This is a genomic window from Streptomyces monticola, assembly GCF_042665355.1.
Lineage (GTDB): Bacteria > Actinomycetota > Actinomycetes > Streptomycetales > Streptomycetaceae > Streptomyces > Streptomyces monticola.
In genome coordinates this window covers 1-13,826 of sequence record NZ_JBHTCF010000018.1, presented here as the reverse complement: position 1 = coordinate 13,826, position 13,826 = coordinate 1, and the positions used below count along the sequence as shown (strand labels likewise).

Annotated in this window: 15 protein-coding genes and 1 pseudogene; 6 read left to right on the top strand and 10 right to left on the bottom strand. The window is 69.8% G+C overall.

What is annotated here, in order from left to right; genetic code table 11:
* Nucleotides 1–13: 13 nt before the first annotated feature.
* Nucleotides 14–496, bottom strand: coding sequence for a universal stress protein (locus ACFQVC_RS32130; protein ID WP_381837233.1), 483 nt, complete (start codon nucleotides 494–496; stop codon nucleotides 14–16).
* On the opposite strand from ACFQVC_RS32130, the gene ACFQVC_RS32125 reads away from it, so the two are divergent.
* Complete coding sequence (locus tag ACFQVC_RS32125) at nucleotides 489–1,334, top strand: hypothetical protein (RefSeq protein ID WP_381837231.1); 846 nt, start codon at nucleotides 489–491, stop codon at nucleotides 1,332–1,334. The genes ACFQVC_RS32130 and ACFQVC_RS32125 overlap by 8 nt on opposite strands.
* A 165-nt stretch (nucleotides 1,335–1,499) precedes the next feature.
* On the opposite strand, the gene ACFQVC_RS32120 is transcribed toward ACFQVC_RS32125, so the two are convergent.
* The 7 genes from ACFQVC_RS32120 to ACFQVC_RS32090 form a co-directional block, all read right to left on the bottom strand.
* Nucleotides 1,500–1,886: a DUF302 domain-containing protein gene (locus ACFQVC_RS32120; protein WP_381837229.1), complete on the bottom strand. Its 387-nt coding sequence runs from the start codon at nucleotides 1,884–1,886 to the stop codon at nucleotides 1,500–1,502.
* A 116-nt stretch (nucleotides 1,887–2,002) separates the two neighbouring features.
* The gene (locus tag ACFQVC_RS32115; protein WP_381837227.1) at nucleotides 2,003–2,374 is read right to left on the bottom strand and encodes a DUF1876 domain-containing protein; all 372 of its coding nucleotides are present in this window, start codon (nucleotides 2,372–2,374) and stop codon (nucleotides 2,003–2,005) included.
* Between the two features lie 184 nt (nucleotides 2,375–2,558).
* The gene (locus ACFQVC_RS32110; RefSeq protein WP_381837225.1) at nucleotides 2,559–5,036 is read right to left on the bottom strand and encodes a discoidin domain-containing protein; all 2,478 of its coding nucleotides are present in this window, start codon (nucleotides 5,034–5,036) and stop codon (nucleotides 2,559–2,561) included.
* 363 nt (nucleotides 5,037–5,399) lie between these two features.
* A complete protein-coding gene (locus tag ACFQVC_RS32105) occupies nucleotides 5,400–6,614 on the bottom strand; it encodes a beta-ketoacyl-[acyl-carrier-protein] synthase family protein (RefSeq protein ID WP_381837223.1) in 1,215 nt (404 codons plus the stop codon).
* Nucleotides 6,615–6,899: 285 nt separating this feature from the next.
* The gene (locus ACFQVC_RS32100) at nucleotides 6,900–7,169 is read right to left on the bottom strand and encodes a DUF1905 domain-containing protein (RefSeq protein ID WP_381837560.1); all 270 of its coding nucleotides are present in this window, start codon (nucleotides 7,167–7,169) and stop codon (nucleotides 6,900–6,902) included.
* A 14-nt stretch (nucleotides 7,170–7,183) separates the two neighbouring features.
* A complete protein-coding gene (locus ACFQVC_RS32095) occupies nucleotides 7,184–7,549 on the bottom strand; it encodes a VOC family protein (RefSeq protein ID WP_381837221.1) in 366 nt (121 codons plus the stop codon).
* Nucleotides 7,550–7,720: 171 nt separating this feature from the next.
* Complete coding sequence (locus ACFQVC_RS32090; RefSeq protein WP_381837219.1) at nucleotides 7,721–8,554, bottom strand: PIG-L family deacetylase; 834 nt, start codon at nucleotides 8,552–8,554, stop codon at nucleotides 7,721–7,723.
* Between the two features lie 220 nt (nucleotides 8,555–8,774).
* Between ACFQVC_RS32090 and ACFQVC_RS32085 the strand changes: the two genes are divergently transcribed.
* Nucleotides 8,775–9,299 (top strand): AAA family ATPase, encoded by a 525-nt coding sequence (locus ACFQVC_RS32085; protein ID WP_381837217.1) that lies wholly within the window; start codon nucleotides 8,775–8,777, stop codon nucleotides 9,297–9,299.
* A gap of 482 nt (nucleotides 9,300–9,781) precedes the next feature.
* Here ACFQVC_RS32085 and ACFQVC_RS32080 read toward each other — a convergent pair whose 3' ends face one another.
* Both ACFQVC_RS32080 and ACFQVC_RS32075 read right to left on the bottom strand, forming a co-directional pair.
* A complete protein-coding gene (locus ACFQVC_RS32080) occupies nucleotides 9,782–10,216 on the bottom strand; it encodes a peptidase inhibitor family I36 protein (RefSeq protein WP_381837215.1) in 435 nt (144 codons plus the stop codon).
* A 137-nt stretch (nucleotides 10,217–10,353) separates the two neighbouring features.
* Nucleotides 10,354–11,187, bottom strand: coding sequence for a hypothetical protein (locus ACFQVC_RS32075; RefSeq protein ID WP_381837213.1), 834 nt, complete (start codon nucleotides 11,185–11,187; stop codon nucleotides 10,354–10,356).
* A 362-nt stretch (nucleotides 11,188–11,549) separates the two neighbouring features.
* Here ACFQVC_RS32075 and ACFQVC_RS32070 point away from each other — a divergent pair, with 362 nt between their 5' ends.
* The 4 genes and pseudogenes from ACFQVC_RS32070 to ACFQVC_RS32055 form a co-directional block, all read left to right on the top strand.
* Nucleotides 11,550–12,128 carry a hypothetical protein gene (locus tag ACFQVC_RS32070; RefSeq protein WP_381837211.1) on the top strand — a complete coding sequence of 193 codons (579 nt, stop codon included), beginning with the start codon at nucleotides 11,550–11,552 and terminating at the stop codon, nucleotides 12,126–12,128.
* Nucleotides 12,129–12,269: 141 nt separating this feature from the next.
* Nucleotides 12,270–12,644, top strand: a complete 375-nt coding sequence (locus ACFQVC_RS32065; RefSeq protein ID WP_381837209.1) for a PadR family transcriptional regulator — start codon at nucleotides 12,270–12,272, stop codon at nucleotides 12,642–12,644.
* Nucleotides 12,641–13,234 (top strand): HAAS signaling domain-containing protein, encoded by a 594-nt coding sequence (locus ACFQVC_RS32060; RefSeq protein ID WP_381837207.1) that lies wholly within the window; start codon nucleotides 12,641–12,643, stop codon nucleotides 13,232–13,234. The genes ACFQVC_RS32065 and ACFQVC_RS32060 overlap by 4 nt, the downstream gene beginning before the upstream one ends.
* Before the next feature lie 356 nt (nucleotides 13,235–13,590).
* Nucleotides 13,591–13,826, top strand: a pseudogene (locus tag ACFQVC_RS32055) (heme-binding protein); the annotation flags it as partial.

Here is a 13,826-nt window from a genome sequence, read left to right as displayed (position 1 = left end):
GGCACTTCTCCCCTCAGGGGCCTGTCATCGCGGCCAGCGCCCACTCGGCGTCCTGCCGGGCCAGCTCCATCCGGGCCGGATGCGTGCCGACCTGGCCGTGTGCGAGGTGCCAGGCATACAGGATCGACAGCGGCGCTCCTCGGCGGTGAGCCGCGTCGAAGGCGAAACCGAGCAACTCCTCGCGGCCCTGGTGCGGATCGAGGGCGAGCAGCACGTCCTTGTGCGGCGCCTGGCCCCCAACGTCCTTGTGCGGCGCCCGGTCCGGAGGCTGCTCTTCGGCGCGGGGCGGCTGTTCGTGCGCGATGTTCCAGCCGGCGCGCACCAGCACGACCGGCCGCCGTACCTGGGCCATCACTGTCATTGCCATGGAACCAGCGAAGGCGGCGGTGAGTCCGCCGGGCCCCAGGTGTCCGAGGACCAGGAGTTCCGCGTCCTCCGCGGCGGTCACCAGCGCCGGGACCGGTGGTCCTGGTATCTGCTCGGCGCTGATGTGCACTTGCGGATACCGCTCGGAGAGACGGTCGACCGCGCCGCGCAGGATCCGCCCCGCCCAGAATTTCCGCCTCGGCTTCCAGCCGGCCCTGCGCCCCCACCCCGACCCCCGCCTGCCCGGCCTCCTGGCCCAGGTGAGCTGGGGAGCGCACGCCAGGCCCACGCCCGGCGAAGAGCTGATGCACCACGCGATGCGCCAACGCCGCACCCACCGGGGCCCGTTCCAGCCCACGCCGCTCCCGGCGACACTGATCGACGACCTGCGCCGGCACGCACGGGCCGAAGGCGCCGAGCTCTTCCCTCTCACCGGCCAGCCGGAACTGACGCAGCTGGCCGCCGTGGCCCACGAGGCCGAGACATACCAGCACTCAAGCGCCGCCCACAGGGTTGAACTGGCCCGCTGGACCGGGTCCAGCCCCGAGGACCGCCTGGACGGGGTGCCCGCCGAGGCCAGCCCGTGCCACCCCGACTCCACACTGCTCGCGGAGCGCGACTTCGCCGCCTGGGCCCGTGGCCGCACCAGTGGCCGAGCCGTGGACCTGGCCTTCGCGCACGGGCCTTGTGGCCGTACTCAACACCCCGCACGACACTGTGCAGGACTGGCTCCGGGCGGGGCAGGCACTACAGCGCGTCCTGTTGTACGCGCCGGGCACCAAGTAGCGGCCGGATTCCACACCCAGGCCCTGAAGATCCCGCAGTTCCGCACCCGGGTACGCGGCATGATCCCGTCCGGACAGTTGCCGCAGATGATCCTGCGGCTCGGCCACACCAACTGGACGACGCACACGCCCCGCCGTCCGGCGAAGGCTGTCCTGACCTTCCTCGACACGGCCGCGGCCTGACCCTTGAAGCCGCTGCGGTGTCCGTGCCGAAGCAGCTCGCCCCTGCGGCCGTACCGTGCACCTCACTCGCCGTGACCGCGCCTCCTGCGAGCAGGTCGAGGACCTGGCCCCGGACATCATCACGGGACAGAACCGGCCCCGTGGCCGCACCTGGGACGCGGGTGGTCAGGTGAGGGAGGCCAGTGCGGCGTCCAGACGGCGGGTGGCTTCGGCGGCGACGGGCTCCAGGGCGGGAAGGCCGGTGAGGGTGACCATGGCGGCCGGGTCGAGGGCCTGCACGACGGTCGTGTCGCCGTCGGCGCGTACGACGACGTTGCACGGCAGGAGCAGGCCGACTGTGCGGTCGGCCTCAAGGGCCTGGTGGGCGAGCGGAGGGTTGCAGGCACCGAGGATCAGGTAGTCCTCCATGTCGTGGCCGAGTTTCGTCTTCAGCGTGGCAGTGACGTCGATCTCGGTGAGGACGCCGAAGCCCTGCTCGGCCAGGGCCTCACGGACGGCCTTCACCGTGGCGGTGAAATCACTCTCCAGCCGGATGGTGCGGTCGTAGCCCATGGCGACTTTCCCCTTCTCCTCTGATGTGCGGCTGCCCGCGTGCACGTGTCACAGACAGGGCTCGCCCCAGCGCGGGTCAGGCGAGGGCGCCGGCCCACCACCGCTCGAAGCCGGGTTCAAGCACTGCCCGCGGTCCCCGTGCTTCCTGGGCGGGACGGCTGTACGGGCCCGGTCAGCTGGACGATGTCATCGGAGGCGACGTCGTGCAGCCGTATGGCGAGATCCTCCAATGCGCGGCTCACGGCGAGTTCATCGCCGATCTCCGGTACCGGCCGGTCGATCGGGTTGCGCCGCGCTTCTCCCCTTCCGCTGATGCTGGTCATGTCCCCGGCTGTCAGGACGGCGCGTGCGTGCGTGTCGTCCCCCTCTTCGGAGATATAGATCTGGACCGTCCACTGCTTGGCTTCCATCGTGATCACTCCTGCGTCGTCGTAGAAGCCGTGGAAGCAGAGCAGACACCCGCCGTGCAAGCGCCGCCGCACGGACACAGGCGCATGCTCCGCGCTGTCAGCGTGCGCAGTCCCGTACACCACCCGCAAGAGCCGAACGGGCCTCCCTGCAGGGCGAATTGCGGGCGATGGGCATCCGGTCACTCGGCTCCGTACGGGAGCATCCCGCGTCCCGTTCCGCACGGCCCGCCCCCAGCCGGGCAGAACGGCTGCCGGGGCGGCCTCACCTCACGGTGAGCAGGCGCGCCTTGCTCGGCACCCCCTGGGCGTCCAGGGCGAACAGCATGTAGCTGCCGGGCAGAGCCGTTCCGGGGTCGGAGGGGATGGTCAACTCGTAGGCCCTGTCCGCGGTCTGGCGGGACTGCAGCGGTACGCGGCGCTGGTCGTTGTCGGTGGAGTGCGTGGCCACGCCGGAGCGGACGAGGACGAAGGACGTCACTGTCTTGTCGGTCGTGACCGGGATCTTCGCTCCGTGGGCGACGCGCGTCGGTGTGGTGCCGGTCAGGGCGGGCCGGGCCTTCTCCGTACCGTCGGCGTTGAGGAGATAGGGCGGGGTGAAGATCGCGCCGTCGGGGTGGTTCGTGGCGCAGTCGCCGCACAGCCCGCCGCCTCCGGTGAAGATCCGCCCGTCGGGCAGGAGGTTGGCGACGCTGTGGTAGTTGCGCGGTACGGCCATGGTCGCCATGCGCGTGAAGGTGCCGGTGGCCGGGTCCCAGATCTCGGGTGTCATCGCGGATGTGGCGTCGCTGAAGGGCACCGGGTAGGACTGGCCGCCGAACACGGCGACCTTCCCGTCGGGCATGACGACGCTGTTGGCGAAGGCCCGTGCGTGGGCCATGTCACCGGTGCGTGCGCTCACCGGGGTGCCGTCGCCCACGTCGACCGTATAGGCGCGGCGGGTGGCCGTGGTGTTCTCGTAGGCGGTGGCGCCGCCGAGGGTGAGCAGTTTGCCGATGTCGTACGCGACGGCGTTGCCGTTCATCGCGTCGTCGCTGTCGGAACGGTTGCCGACGGCGGTGATGCTGCCGTCGCCGGAGGTGGAGATCAGGTTCATCTGCTTGCTCGGCCCCAGGTGCAGGACGCGTCCGCCCGAAGTCGCGTACAGCCACTGGTGGTTGTCGGCGCGGTAGGGCCCTGCGGGATCGCCGGTCATGGTGCCGGTGACGGGCACGCCGGGGAGTTTGCGCCAGGCGCCGGTGCCCGGTGACCAGACCTCGCCGTCCTTGCCGCCGTTGCCGCCGCTCCAGGAACCGCCCAGGACGAAGGCGTCGCCGGTGGAGAGCAGTGTCATGGCCTGGTAGCCGCGGGCGATGGTCATGTCGGTGGTGGACGTCCAGGCGTCGGTGGCCGGGTCGTAGATGCTGGCTCGTTCGGCGTTGCTGCCGCCGGTGACCAGGACGCGGCCGTCGGCGAGGACGGCGGTGCCGGGGCAGAACATGTCGTGCTCGGTGTTCTCCACGCGGCGCTGGGTGACCTGACCGGTCGTCAGGTCGAGGAGCGCGGTCTGGGTGTAGCCGTTGCTGCCGCCGAAGCGGTCGACTCCGTACGCGGACCACGCCAGGAGTTTGTTGTTGGGCAGCACGGCGGTGGCCACGGGTACGAGCGGGAAACCGGTCGCCTTGCCCCAACTGCCGTGCACGGCGGGGGCGGCGGGGCCGGCCAGGCGCAGCTCGGCCGCGGACGACCAGGGCCCGCGGCCTCCTGCTTCGCTGGTCGCGGTGAGCCGGACGTAGCGGGCAGTGACGGTACGGGTGAAGGTCGCTCCCTTGACGGTGTCGTCGTCCCGCCATGTGCCCGAGGCCACCGGGGCGCCGAACGTGGTGCCGTCGGTGCTGGTGGTGACGGTGTACGCGCCGATGCGGCCGTTGACTCCCGTGCGGCGCGGCTGGTAGCTGAGGGCGGAGACGGGCCGGGCGGTCTTCATGTCGATGGTCAGGGTGTGCGGCAACGGCGCGGGAGTGCCCGACCACTTGCTGTGCCACATGGTGGCGGGGTCGCCGTCCAGGACGTTGACGGCGCGGCCGTTCTCGGAGGCGGTCTCCTCGTCGCTCGCGGTGGCGGTCCACCCGTCGCGCGCGAGGTCCACGGTCTGGGCCGGAGTGCCGGGATCGCCCAGGAGGTTGAGTTCGGCGGCAGAGGTCCACGGGCCGCGGTTTCCCGCCTCGGTACGGGCCGTCAGACGGATGTAGCGGGCGCCCTGGGGCGCGAAGCTGATCGTCTTGACCGTGGCGTCGTCGGCGAGGGTCCCGGTGGCCACCGCGGCGCCCCAGGTGGTGCCGTCGGCGCTGAGGTGGATGACGTACTCTCCCACGCGGCCGTTCGCACTGCCGCTGCGCGGCTGGTAGACGAGCGCGGAGACGACCGCGGTGCGATGCATGTCAAGCGTGATCGAATGCGGCAGGGGCGCGGCCGTGCCCGACCACTTGCTGTGCCAGATGGTGCTGACGTTGCCGTCCAGGACGTTGACGGCGCGGCCGTTCTCGGCGGCGGTCTCCTCATCACTGGCCGTCACGGTCCAGCCGTCACGCGGCAGTGTGGGCGCGGCCGCCACCTTCGCGGAGGCGGGCGCGTCGGCGTGATGCGGCGCCGGAGGCGGTGCGGTGGGGCCGGGTCGCGGCAGGGCGCCGCCGTCCGCGGTCGCGTCCGTCTCCAGGCTGCTCAACAGCGGGAGCAGGGCCGCTACCACCGCGGTCAGAGCCACCAGGATCAGTGCGCGCGATCCAAGTGGACGGCGCCGCCTGCTTCGTGACCGGGACCAGAACCGTAATGACCTTGGTGCTGATGTCCGTGACAACGCCCCCACCCCCGACGGCATCGGCGCCCAAGCCCCCACCTGGCGCCATGCAGGGCATGACCATGCCACTACTGTGGAGCTTATGTAAAGCACCCGTGAAGAAATCGACCTCCCATCAAGTCCCTGAGCCCGTCGGCAACAAGGGGGACAGGGGGCAACGGTCCAGGTGACGGCGCCAACGACCCAGTGACGGCACTGACGGCCCAGGTGCAGGTGACGGCGCCAACGCCCCCAGGGCGGGTGACGGTGCCAACGGTCCAGTTCTCGATGTCACTTGGTGAAGACGAGGCTGACGTTGTGTCCGCCGAACCCGAACGAGTTGGCCAGCGCGGCGGACCACTGACCGGTGCGCCGCTCACCGCACACCACGTCCAGTTCCACGCGCGGGTCGAGCTCGTCGAGGTTGCGCGTGGCCGGCACCGTGCCGTCCTTGAGCGCGAACAGAGCGGCCATGGCACCGACCGTTCCGGAGGCGCCCATCATGTGACCCGTCATCGACTTCGTCGCCGTCACCGCGGCATGGCTGCCGACCGCCCGGCCGATCGCCGCTGCCTCGGCCAGGTCACCGGACTCCGTCGAGGTGGCGTGGGCGTGCACGATCCCGATGTCCGCCGGGGCCAAACCGGCGTCGCGCAGCGCCAGTTCCATGGCGAAGGCCTGGCCTTCGGCGTCGGAGGCGGTGATGTGGTCCGCGCTCGAACTCACGGCACTGCCGGCCAGCGTGCCGTGGGCACGCGCTCCGCGGGCGCGGGCGAACTCTGCGCGTTCGAGCACCATCACCCCCGCACCCTCGCCCATGACGAACCCGGAGCGCTTGACGTCGAACGGCCGGGACACGGACTCCGGGTCCACGGACTGCGTCGACAGGGCCTTCATCTGGGCGAACGCCGCGATGGTGAAGGGGTGCAGACACGCCTCCACGCCACCAGCGACGACCACGTCCACCCGCCCGCTGCGGATCAGATCCTGCCCCAGGGAGAGAGCCTCCGCCCCGGACGCACAGGCACTCACCGGAGTCCTGGCACCGCCCTTCGCACCCAGATCCATGCTCACCCAGGCAGCAGGTCCGTTGGGCATCAGCATGGGGACCGCGAACGGCGACAGGCGGCGGACCCCGGCGCGTTCGAAGATGTCGTCCTGCCCCAGCGTGGTGAGGACACCGCCGGTCCCCGTACCGATGACGACGGCCAGGCGTTCCGGCTCGACCTGCGGAGCACCGGCGTCCTGCCAGGCTTCGCGGGCACTGAGGACGGCGACCTGCTCACCACGGTCCAGCTTCCTGGCCTCGGCCCTCGGAAGCAGGGAGGCGGGGTCCACCGTGAGCCCGGCCGCGACGTGCACGGGCAGGTCCGCGGCCCACTCCTCCGCCAGGAAACGCACCCCCGACTTGCCGTCCAGCAGCCCCGACCACGATGCCGGCACATCGGCCCCCAGGGGCGTCATCGCGCCGACGCCCGTCACCAGCACTCGACCGTTGCGGGTCACACGAGCCTCCTCGGATTGTGTGGATGCTACATAGCACCTTGCTTGCTCTCCCAGAGAGCCTCCCAGCGCTGGGAAGGGAAATCAGGAAAGGAGTCAACCGATTCGGAAGCAGGGGATTGTGCGATCTCCACAATGGAGCGTCGCAGGAAGGGCAGGCGTGCGGAGCGGGCCCGGCTTCCTGCCACCCTCGCGGGGCGTGCCGCGCGCATGCAGAGGCGCACCGACTGAGAGATCAGTTCAGTCGGTGCGCCACAGCAGCAGGGGCAGTCGTTACGGGCGCGGACGTCAGGTGTCCACCCGCCCCTCCAGACGGACGGTCACGGTGTCCCCTTCTTCCTTGCCGATCGCTCTGCGCACGTCCGCCTTGACAGGCAGCTTGTGTCTGCCGTCCCCCAAGGCCATGAACGAACTCCGGAACGGATGACCGTCGATCGTGCCCCGGACCTTCACCAAGCCCCGGGTGCCGAAGAACTCAGCCGCCTCGGGCCACACGACGTAGGTCCAGCCGCCCTTGTTCGGGCTCTTCTGCAGGGTCGCAGTGAACTGCTTGTCCATCACGGATACCGCCTTCAGGAGCTTTCGATGAGGATGAGGTTGTTGCCGTCCGGGTCACGCACGCCGAACATGGGCGGCACCGCGGGCCCCATCCTCATGATCTGCGCATCCACGTCGACGTCGCGTGCGCGCAACTCCGCGTGGTCGGTGTCGGCGTCCCGGGTCGGGAGGCGAATGCCGGCCGGCGCCCCTTCGGGGACGAGCGCGACCGTCGTCGTCGCCCCGGGCGGTGCCACCTCGATCCAGCGCCCGTCACCGAAGGGCACGTCCCGGCGCACTTCGAAGCCGAGCTCACCGGCGTAGAACTCGAGTGCCTTCTGCTGATCGGTGACGTGTATCCCGACCGTGGCCACTTGTGTGATGCGTGTGGTCCTGCTCATCCCATGCCTCCTGTTCCTCAGTGGTCGCCAGGTAGGACGGAGGCGGACGGAGAAACTCATCGGCGGCGGCGCAACCGGTCGGCCTGCTCCGGCCGGGGCACGAACGGGGGGGGACCCTTCCGCGCCCCGGCCGGTCACAAGGTCACAAGGTCAAAGGTCACAAGGGGAGGATCAGCGCAGTCCTGCGAAGAGATCGTTCTCGGGTACGGCAGCGCCGGTGGCGTCCTTGACCCGTACGAAGGTCTCCATGCCCATCAGCTCGCCGAACCGCTCCTTGCCCATCTTGAGGAAGAAGATGTTCTCGCCCTGGCTGGCGTGCGCGGCCAGCGCATCGAACTTCTGGTCGCTGAAGGCGGTGGTGTCCACCCACGTGGTGATCTCATCGTCGGGGAGGCCGATCTCCGCCATCGCGGCGGCCTCGGCGGGATCCGGCTCCGGCATGTCCGGGTGGAACTCACGCATGATCTCCCCGAACCGCCGCATCCCCGAGCGGGGCATCGTCGTCCAGTACACCTTCGGGGTCAGCTCGGTCAGCTCCAGCGCCGCCATCGTGATGCGGTGGGCCTGGATGTGGTCGGGGTGGCCGTAGAAGCCGTTCTCGTCGTAGGTGACGACCACATCGGGCCGGTAGTGCCGCATCAGTTCCGCGAGCCGGGCGGCACCTTCCTCCACGGGGGTCTGCCAGAAGGACCCGGGGGCGTCGTTGCTCGGCCAGCCCGTCATCCCGGAGTCGGCGTAGTCCAGCGTCACCAGGTCGCTGACCTTCAAGACGTCACAGCTCGCCTGAAGCTCCTGACTGCGCATCGAGGCGACAGCCGCCGGATCGTGCCCCGGATCGCCCGGCTTGACACCCCCCGGCCCGTCACCGCAACCGCCGTCGGTACAGGTCACGAGAACCGTGCGGATGCCTTCCGCCGCGTACCGCGCGAGGACCCCTCCGGTCCCGGTGGCCTCGTCGTCGGGGTGAGCGTGCACTGCCATCAGCGTCAAGGGCCGGTCGGTCATGAAAGTCCTCCTGCAGAAATTACGTCGTGATCATGGGTACGACGGGCGTGGCGCGGTACCGGGGCCCGGTCCCTCGGCCGATGCAACAGTGTCGGCCCGACCGCCTGTTCCCGGCACGGCCGCTTGATCTTCCAGCATCTGCGTTTCAACGCGCCGACCGTGCCGGTTCCGTGACGTGACAATCATCGGCTGCGGCCCGTGCGCCACTAATCTCGACGCCATGATTGTTTGGCTCAACGGCACGCACGGAGCAGGCAAGACGACGACCAGTGCACTCGTGCAGCAACTGCTTCCGGATTCCCGGGTGTTCGACGCCGAGAAGGTCGGCGAGACGCTCATGGACATCACGCCGGGGCTGCCCGCGACGGACAACTTCCAGCACTGGCCCCCGTGGCGGCCGCTCGTGGTCGAGACCGCCCGCCGCGTACTCGACTACACCGGCGGCACTCTGGTGGTGCCCATGACTGTCCTGGTCGAGGAGTACTGGCGCGAGATCAGCGCGGGCCTCGCCCACCATTCCATTCCGGTACGGCACTTCGTCCTCCACGCCGACCAGGCCACCCTCCGCGGGCGCATCGCGGGCGACACCGTGCTCGGCCCCGACTCCCCGTTCCGTCTCAGATACCTCGAGCCCTACGCCGAGGCGGCCCGCACCTGGCTGCACGATGAGGCCGAGGTGATCGACACCACTCACCTCACACCTGCCCAGGCCGCCCTCCAAGTCGTGGAAGCCGTCAAAGGGTGAGGATTGATCCGCCGGAGGCAATCGCCGCTCGCGGGATCCCCTGGTTCCTGTCCGTCGGTCTCGGCCGCCCGTCACATTCGGGCTCGTGGACGAGGTCGAGTCGGCGGTGGTGCCGCATGCGTTGTGGTCGTGATGCCGACAAGCGACGCAGTACGTTCCCGCTCTTCGCCCCGTCACCAGGGCGGCCTCGATATGCCGGCCGGATGGGACCCGGCCCAGTTCGAGCTCGAGGTGAGCTTCGACCTGATGCAGTCGCCGATCAGGACCGCGGCCTTCGATGCGACCGACTACAGCTCTCCGACCTCCATGGCCATTTGCCGAGGTTGAAAGATTGAACGGGGACCGGGCCACAGGCCACCAAGGGCACCCTCGCGGCCGCCGGCAGAGCGAAGAACGCCTGTGGTGTCGGGTACTTCGTGCATCCACGCCACCGTGCCCCCGGTCGAGGAGGGCCGGGGACACGGTGGCGTGGGCGGGCTGTGTCAGCAGCCATTCACCCAGCGGTGGGAGGAGATCCTGTCGTTGAACTTCTTCAGCGTGCTGATCTGGTCACCGCGATTGAGGCAGAACCTGTCGCCCCGGTACTTCGTCTTCGTGTAGAACTTCACGGTGTCGTTCTGGTGCTTCCAGCCGGAGTTGACGACTGAGGTGGCTTTGTCGTCGATGCTCGAGCTGTAGTTACTGTCGTTGCCCCTCTTACGTCCGTGGTAGCCCTGGCACTTGGGCTTCGTCCAGGCGTGCACGTAACCGGTGTTCCGGTTCACGCTGTTGCAGTTCCTGACCTGGGCGTCCACGTTTGAGTCGACCACTGCGGCGCGGGCCGGAGCGGCGGTGGGAGTGGCTTGGGCGGCGACTGCTCCCGAGCCGGTGAGGGCGGCGACGCCCAGGCCGACGAGAGCGAGTTGTGCCTTGCGCATGCTCTTCTCCTTTTGGATTGCTTTCCGTGTTCCGTGTTGCCTGGTTTGCTGTGCCCTTCAGTGCGGAGCACGCGAGAAGGGCACCGATATCCACAGCGGTGGGCTGCGGAAACTCGTGGGCGCCGGCGGCTGTTCGGTCAGCGGCGGGCGGCGCTGATGGCGCGAGCCTTTGAAAGTGCTTGGAGGCGCAGTCGGTTGCGGGTGCCGATCTCTTCGCCGTAGCGCTTCCGCGCGGGGGCGCCGAGGGTGCGGTCCAGTTCCTTCACCGTCTTTGCCAGCCGGGTGCTGTGGGCGCAGTGCGCCTCGGCTACGGCTGTACGGTTCTCTGCGGCGCTTCGCTTCTTGGTGAGCGCCTGTTCCCGGGCCTGGCCGGGAGAGGAGTGACGGAATCCTCGTTCTCGCATGCAGGTGGACCACGCGCGTTCGGCGCTTCGGTAGCGAGGGTGCGTCAGCACCTTCTCCCGGTAGAGGGATGCGAGGTTGTCAGCGATGACACGTGCGTGGAACCAGACGGCGCGATCGCCGTACAGCTTCTGTTCGGCCGTGGCCGAGCAGCCATCGGCCGAACTCTCCACAGTCTGGCCGGTGGGCAGCGTGTCACGCAGAGAGCGTCGGCCGGTGCCGTCCAGAGCTCTCTCGTAGCGCTTCCGCTCGGCGAGGGGAAGGCCGGCCCGGTAGGTCTCGTTGGCGCCGCCGCCCTTGGGTGCCTCCGGGCCATACCCGTGCTTACGGGCCCAGGAGGCATCGTCGACGACGTACTCGAAATCGCGCAGCGCCTCGGGGTCGGGCACGGAAACGGGCCAGTACCGGAATCCCTTCGCGGCCATGCAACGCCGTACCAGTTCTTCTTCCGCCTGCCGCACCAGCGCGCGTTCGGTGACCGTCAGTTCCCTTGTCTCCCGGGGCCCCGGGGCATGCTCCGTGGTTGTGCATGCGGTGAGTACGAGTGCCGATGACAGCAGTCCGGGCACGAGCAGCAGGCCCAGTATCCGGCTCGCTCTGCTTTCTGCCGTACGCATCCCGTGCACTCCCCCTGTCGGTCGTGTGCGAGGGCGTGCCATGCGCGTCGCCCTACAACCCAGAGCGTGTTCCGGGGGGTCTCGCGGGCGCGCCTGGTTTCGGGCGGGGCCGAAACGATGCGCGTACGTTCCGCTCTACGCCGCGACTTGAGACCTGCCCGCACAGGACGCGCTCCCGCCCCGCCCAACCGCCCTTCCAGCGAATTCGTCCGGCCGAATCCGTCCGGGAAAAGTGGGAACCCCGGCCGGCCGAGCGGTGTACCAGAAGAGACAGCGCCTGCGGACGGCCGCAGGCGAACGGCTTGGGGGGTCCCATGCGTGGTTTACGTGAACTGGTCGCCATCGTCGGCGTGTTGGCCCTGGCATTCGCCTTCACTTGGGCCGAGCCCCGGCCGGCGATGGCCAAGGGACAGGGCGTCGTCCTGCTGAACTCCCCTACCACGTGGCAGACCGCGGCGCTCTACGACGACGATGCCAGGTACCAGCGCCTCAAGAGCCTGCTCGGTCACGATCGCGGCCGCGCGGGTCATACGCGGCAGCAGCGGCCGCCGAAGCTCGGCACTTCCATAGGCCGCCAGGTCACGGTCACTTGGATGGCGCACAACGCCTGGCGGGTCGACCGTGTCTACCCAGGAGTGCCCGGCACCCGCCACGTCTGGATCCTGACGGAGTTCGACCTGACCAGGCCCACCAACGACCACACCTGGCGCAAGGCGGAGCACCCGGCTGAACTGCGGGCCCTCCTCACCAAGGCCGGAAGGCTCATGGGCAAGCAGCCCGACGGGTCCTATCCCGACCTGGGAGCCACGCAGCATCCGATCGGGTCGGCAGCCCCCTCGCCCGGTGTGGAACGGTCGGCGTTGGCCAACGCGAGCGCGGGTGCGCCTTCTTGAGACCGACGTGTCGGCGCCGGAAGCACAGCGACGCCGCACGCACCGATCCAACGTCTGCCCCGCTCGCACCGCCCCCAGCCCCCTCCCCGGAAAGGAACTGCCGCTTCCCTTTCACTTGCTCCACCAGGTATCTTGCATCGCATGGAACCAGGTGATTCGACCAAGCAGGCCCGGGCAGCCGCCCAGCTGCGCAAGGGCGTCCTGGAGTACTGCGTACTCGCCCTGATGCGGGACCGCCCCCGCTACGGCGTGGAACTCCTCCAGGCCCTGGAGGACTCCGGCGCCCTGGCCACCAGCCAGGGCACGGTCTACCCGCTGCTCTCCCGGCTCCGCCGCGACGACCTGGTGACCACCACCTGGCAGGAATCAGCCTCCGGACCACCCCGTCGCTACTACGCGCTCACCGACAGCGGCCGGGCCGCGCTCGATGAGTTCACCCGCGTCTGGCCCGGCTTCCGCAACGCCGTCGACGCCTTCCTGGCCACCCCACACGACTCCACCGGAGACCCCGCATGAAGACTTCTGCCGACCCCGTACGCGACTATCTCTCCGCCGTCGAGCGCGAGGGCTCCGCACTCCCCGCCGACCGTCGCCAGGAACTCCTCGCCGACCTCGCCGAACACATCGAGGTGACGCGCACCGAGCGCCCCGACGCCGCGATAGGCGAGATCCTCTCGGAACTGGGAGACCCCCGCACGATCGCGGCGACGGCGCTGGCCGAGGCGGGCCACGAGGCCACCGGAGCCTCGGTCCACGGCGGTATGGGCGCACCTGTCCGGCGCGGCAAGGTGCACCCCCTGGTCCCGCTGCTGATGCTCACCCTCTCGCTGCCCTTCGTGATGGTCTTCCCCGACCTTCCCGGACCGCTGTTCGGCGTCCTGTTCCGCATCACCGGCGCGGTCCTTCTCTGCACCTCGGTGTACTGGGCCGCCGTTCAGAAGACCACCGGCGTACTGCTGACCGCCATCCTGCCGAGCGCCGTGATCATCACCGTGAACCTGTCAGGTGTCATCCCGGCAGGCGCCCCCGCCTTCCTGGCCAACCTGGCAGCGCTCGCCCTGGTCGCCGGCACGGCTGCCTGGCTCTGGCGGGTCCGCCGCGCCTGAGCACGGCCGCCGACGTCCCGGTCCGCCGGGACGCCGGGACGCCGGGACGCCGCCCAGCGGTACGACGGATGGCCACACCACGCCACCCTCCCGCGCCATGCGCCCCGCGCCCCGCGCCCCGCGCCCCGCGCCGGGGCATTGTCGCTCACCCCGGTGTCCACGAGGGTCAACCAATCGGTTGACCCCGCTGTCGGCCGTTCCGCCTGTCGCATGCACCCGGTACGTCGACGGGTGGGGTCCTTGTCCAGGACGAGGATTGAGGGCAGAGCGGGACGGCAGGTACCGGGAACGACCGGAGCTCCGCCTCCCGAACCAGAGGGGCATCGACCGCCCCGTACATAAGGGAGTTGACCCTCATGCAGCACGACAACAAGACCTCGCACCGCAGCCGCCTCATCGGTGGCGGCGCGCTCGTGGCCGGCGGCGCCCTCGTCGCCGCCGTCGCCTTCGGCGCCCTCGGCACGGTCTCGGCCAGCGCCACCCCCGCCGCCCAGGCCGCCGCGCCCGCCGCCGCGGTGTCGGACCAGAACACCACCCAGTCCACGCACCTGACGGTCGCCGCCGCCACCAAGGCCGCGCAGGCCACCCTCGA

Coding starts and splice junctions, on each gene's coding strand:
- ACFQVC_RS32125 (WP_381837231.1), top strand. CDS start 489: ATGTGCACTTGCGGATACCGCTCGGAGAGACGGTCGACCGCGCCGCGC.
- ACFQVC_RS32120 (WP_381837229.1), bottom strand. CDS start 1,886: ATGGGCTACGACCGCACCATCCGGCTGGAGAGTGATTTCACCGCCACG.
- ACFQVC_RS32100 (WP_381837560.1), bottom strand. CDS start 7,169: ATGGACAAGCAGTTCACTGCGACCCTGCAGAAGAGCCCGAACAAGGGC.
- ACFQVC_RS32095 (WP_381837221.1), bottom strand. CDS start 7,549: ATGAGCAGGACCACACGCATCACACAAGTGGCCACGGTCGGGATACAC.
- ACFQVC_RS32090 (WP_381837219.1), bottom strand. CDS start 8,554: ATGACCGACCGGCCCTTGACGCTGATGGCAGTGCACGCTCACCCCGAC.
- ACFQVC_RS32085 (WP_381837217.1), top strand. CDS start 8,775: ATGATTGTTTGGCTCAACGGCACGCACGGAGCAGGCAAGACGACGACC.
- ACFQVC_RS32080 (WP_381837215.1), bottom strand. CDS start 10,216: ATGCGCAAGGCACAACTCGCTCTCGTCGGCCTGGGCGTCGCCGCCCTC.
- ACFQVC_RS32070 (WP_381837211.1), top strand. CDS start 11,550: ATGCGTGGTTTACGTGAACTGGTCGCCATCGTCGGCGTGTTGGCCCTG.
- ACFQVC_RS32065 (WP_381837209.1), top strand. CDS start 12,270: ATGGAACCAGGTGATTCGACCAAGCAGGCCCGGGCAGCCGCCCAGCTG.
- ACFQVC_RS32060 (WP_381837207.1), top strand. CDS start 12,641: ATGAAGACTTCTGCCGACCCCGTACGCGACTATCTCTCCGCCGTCGAG.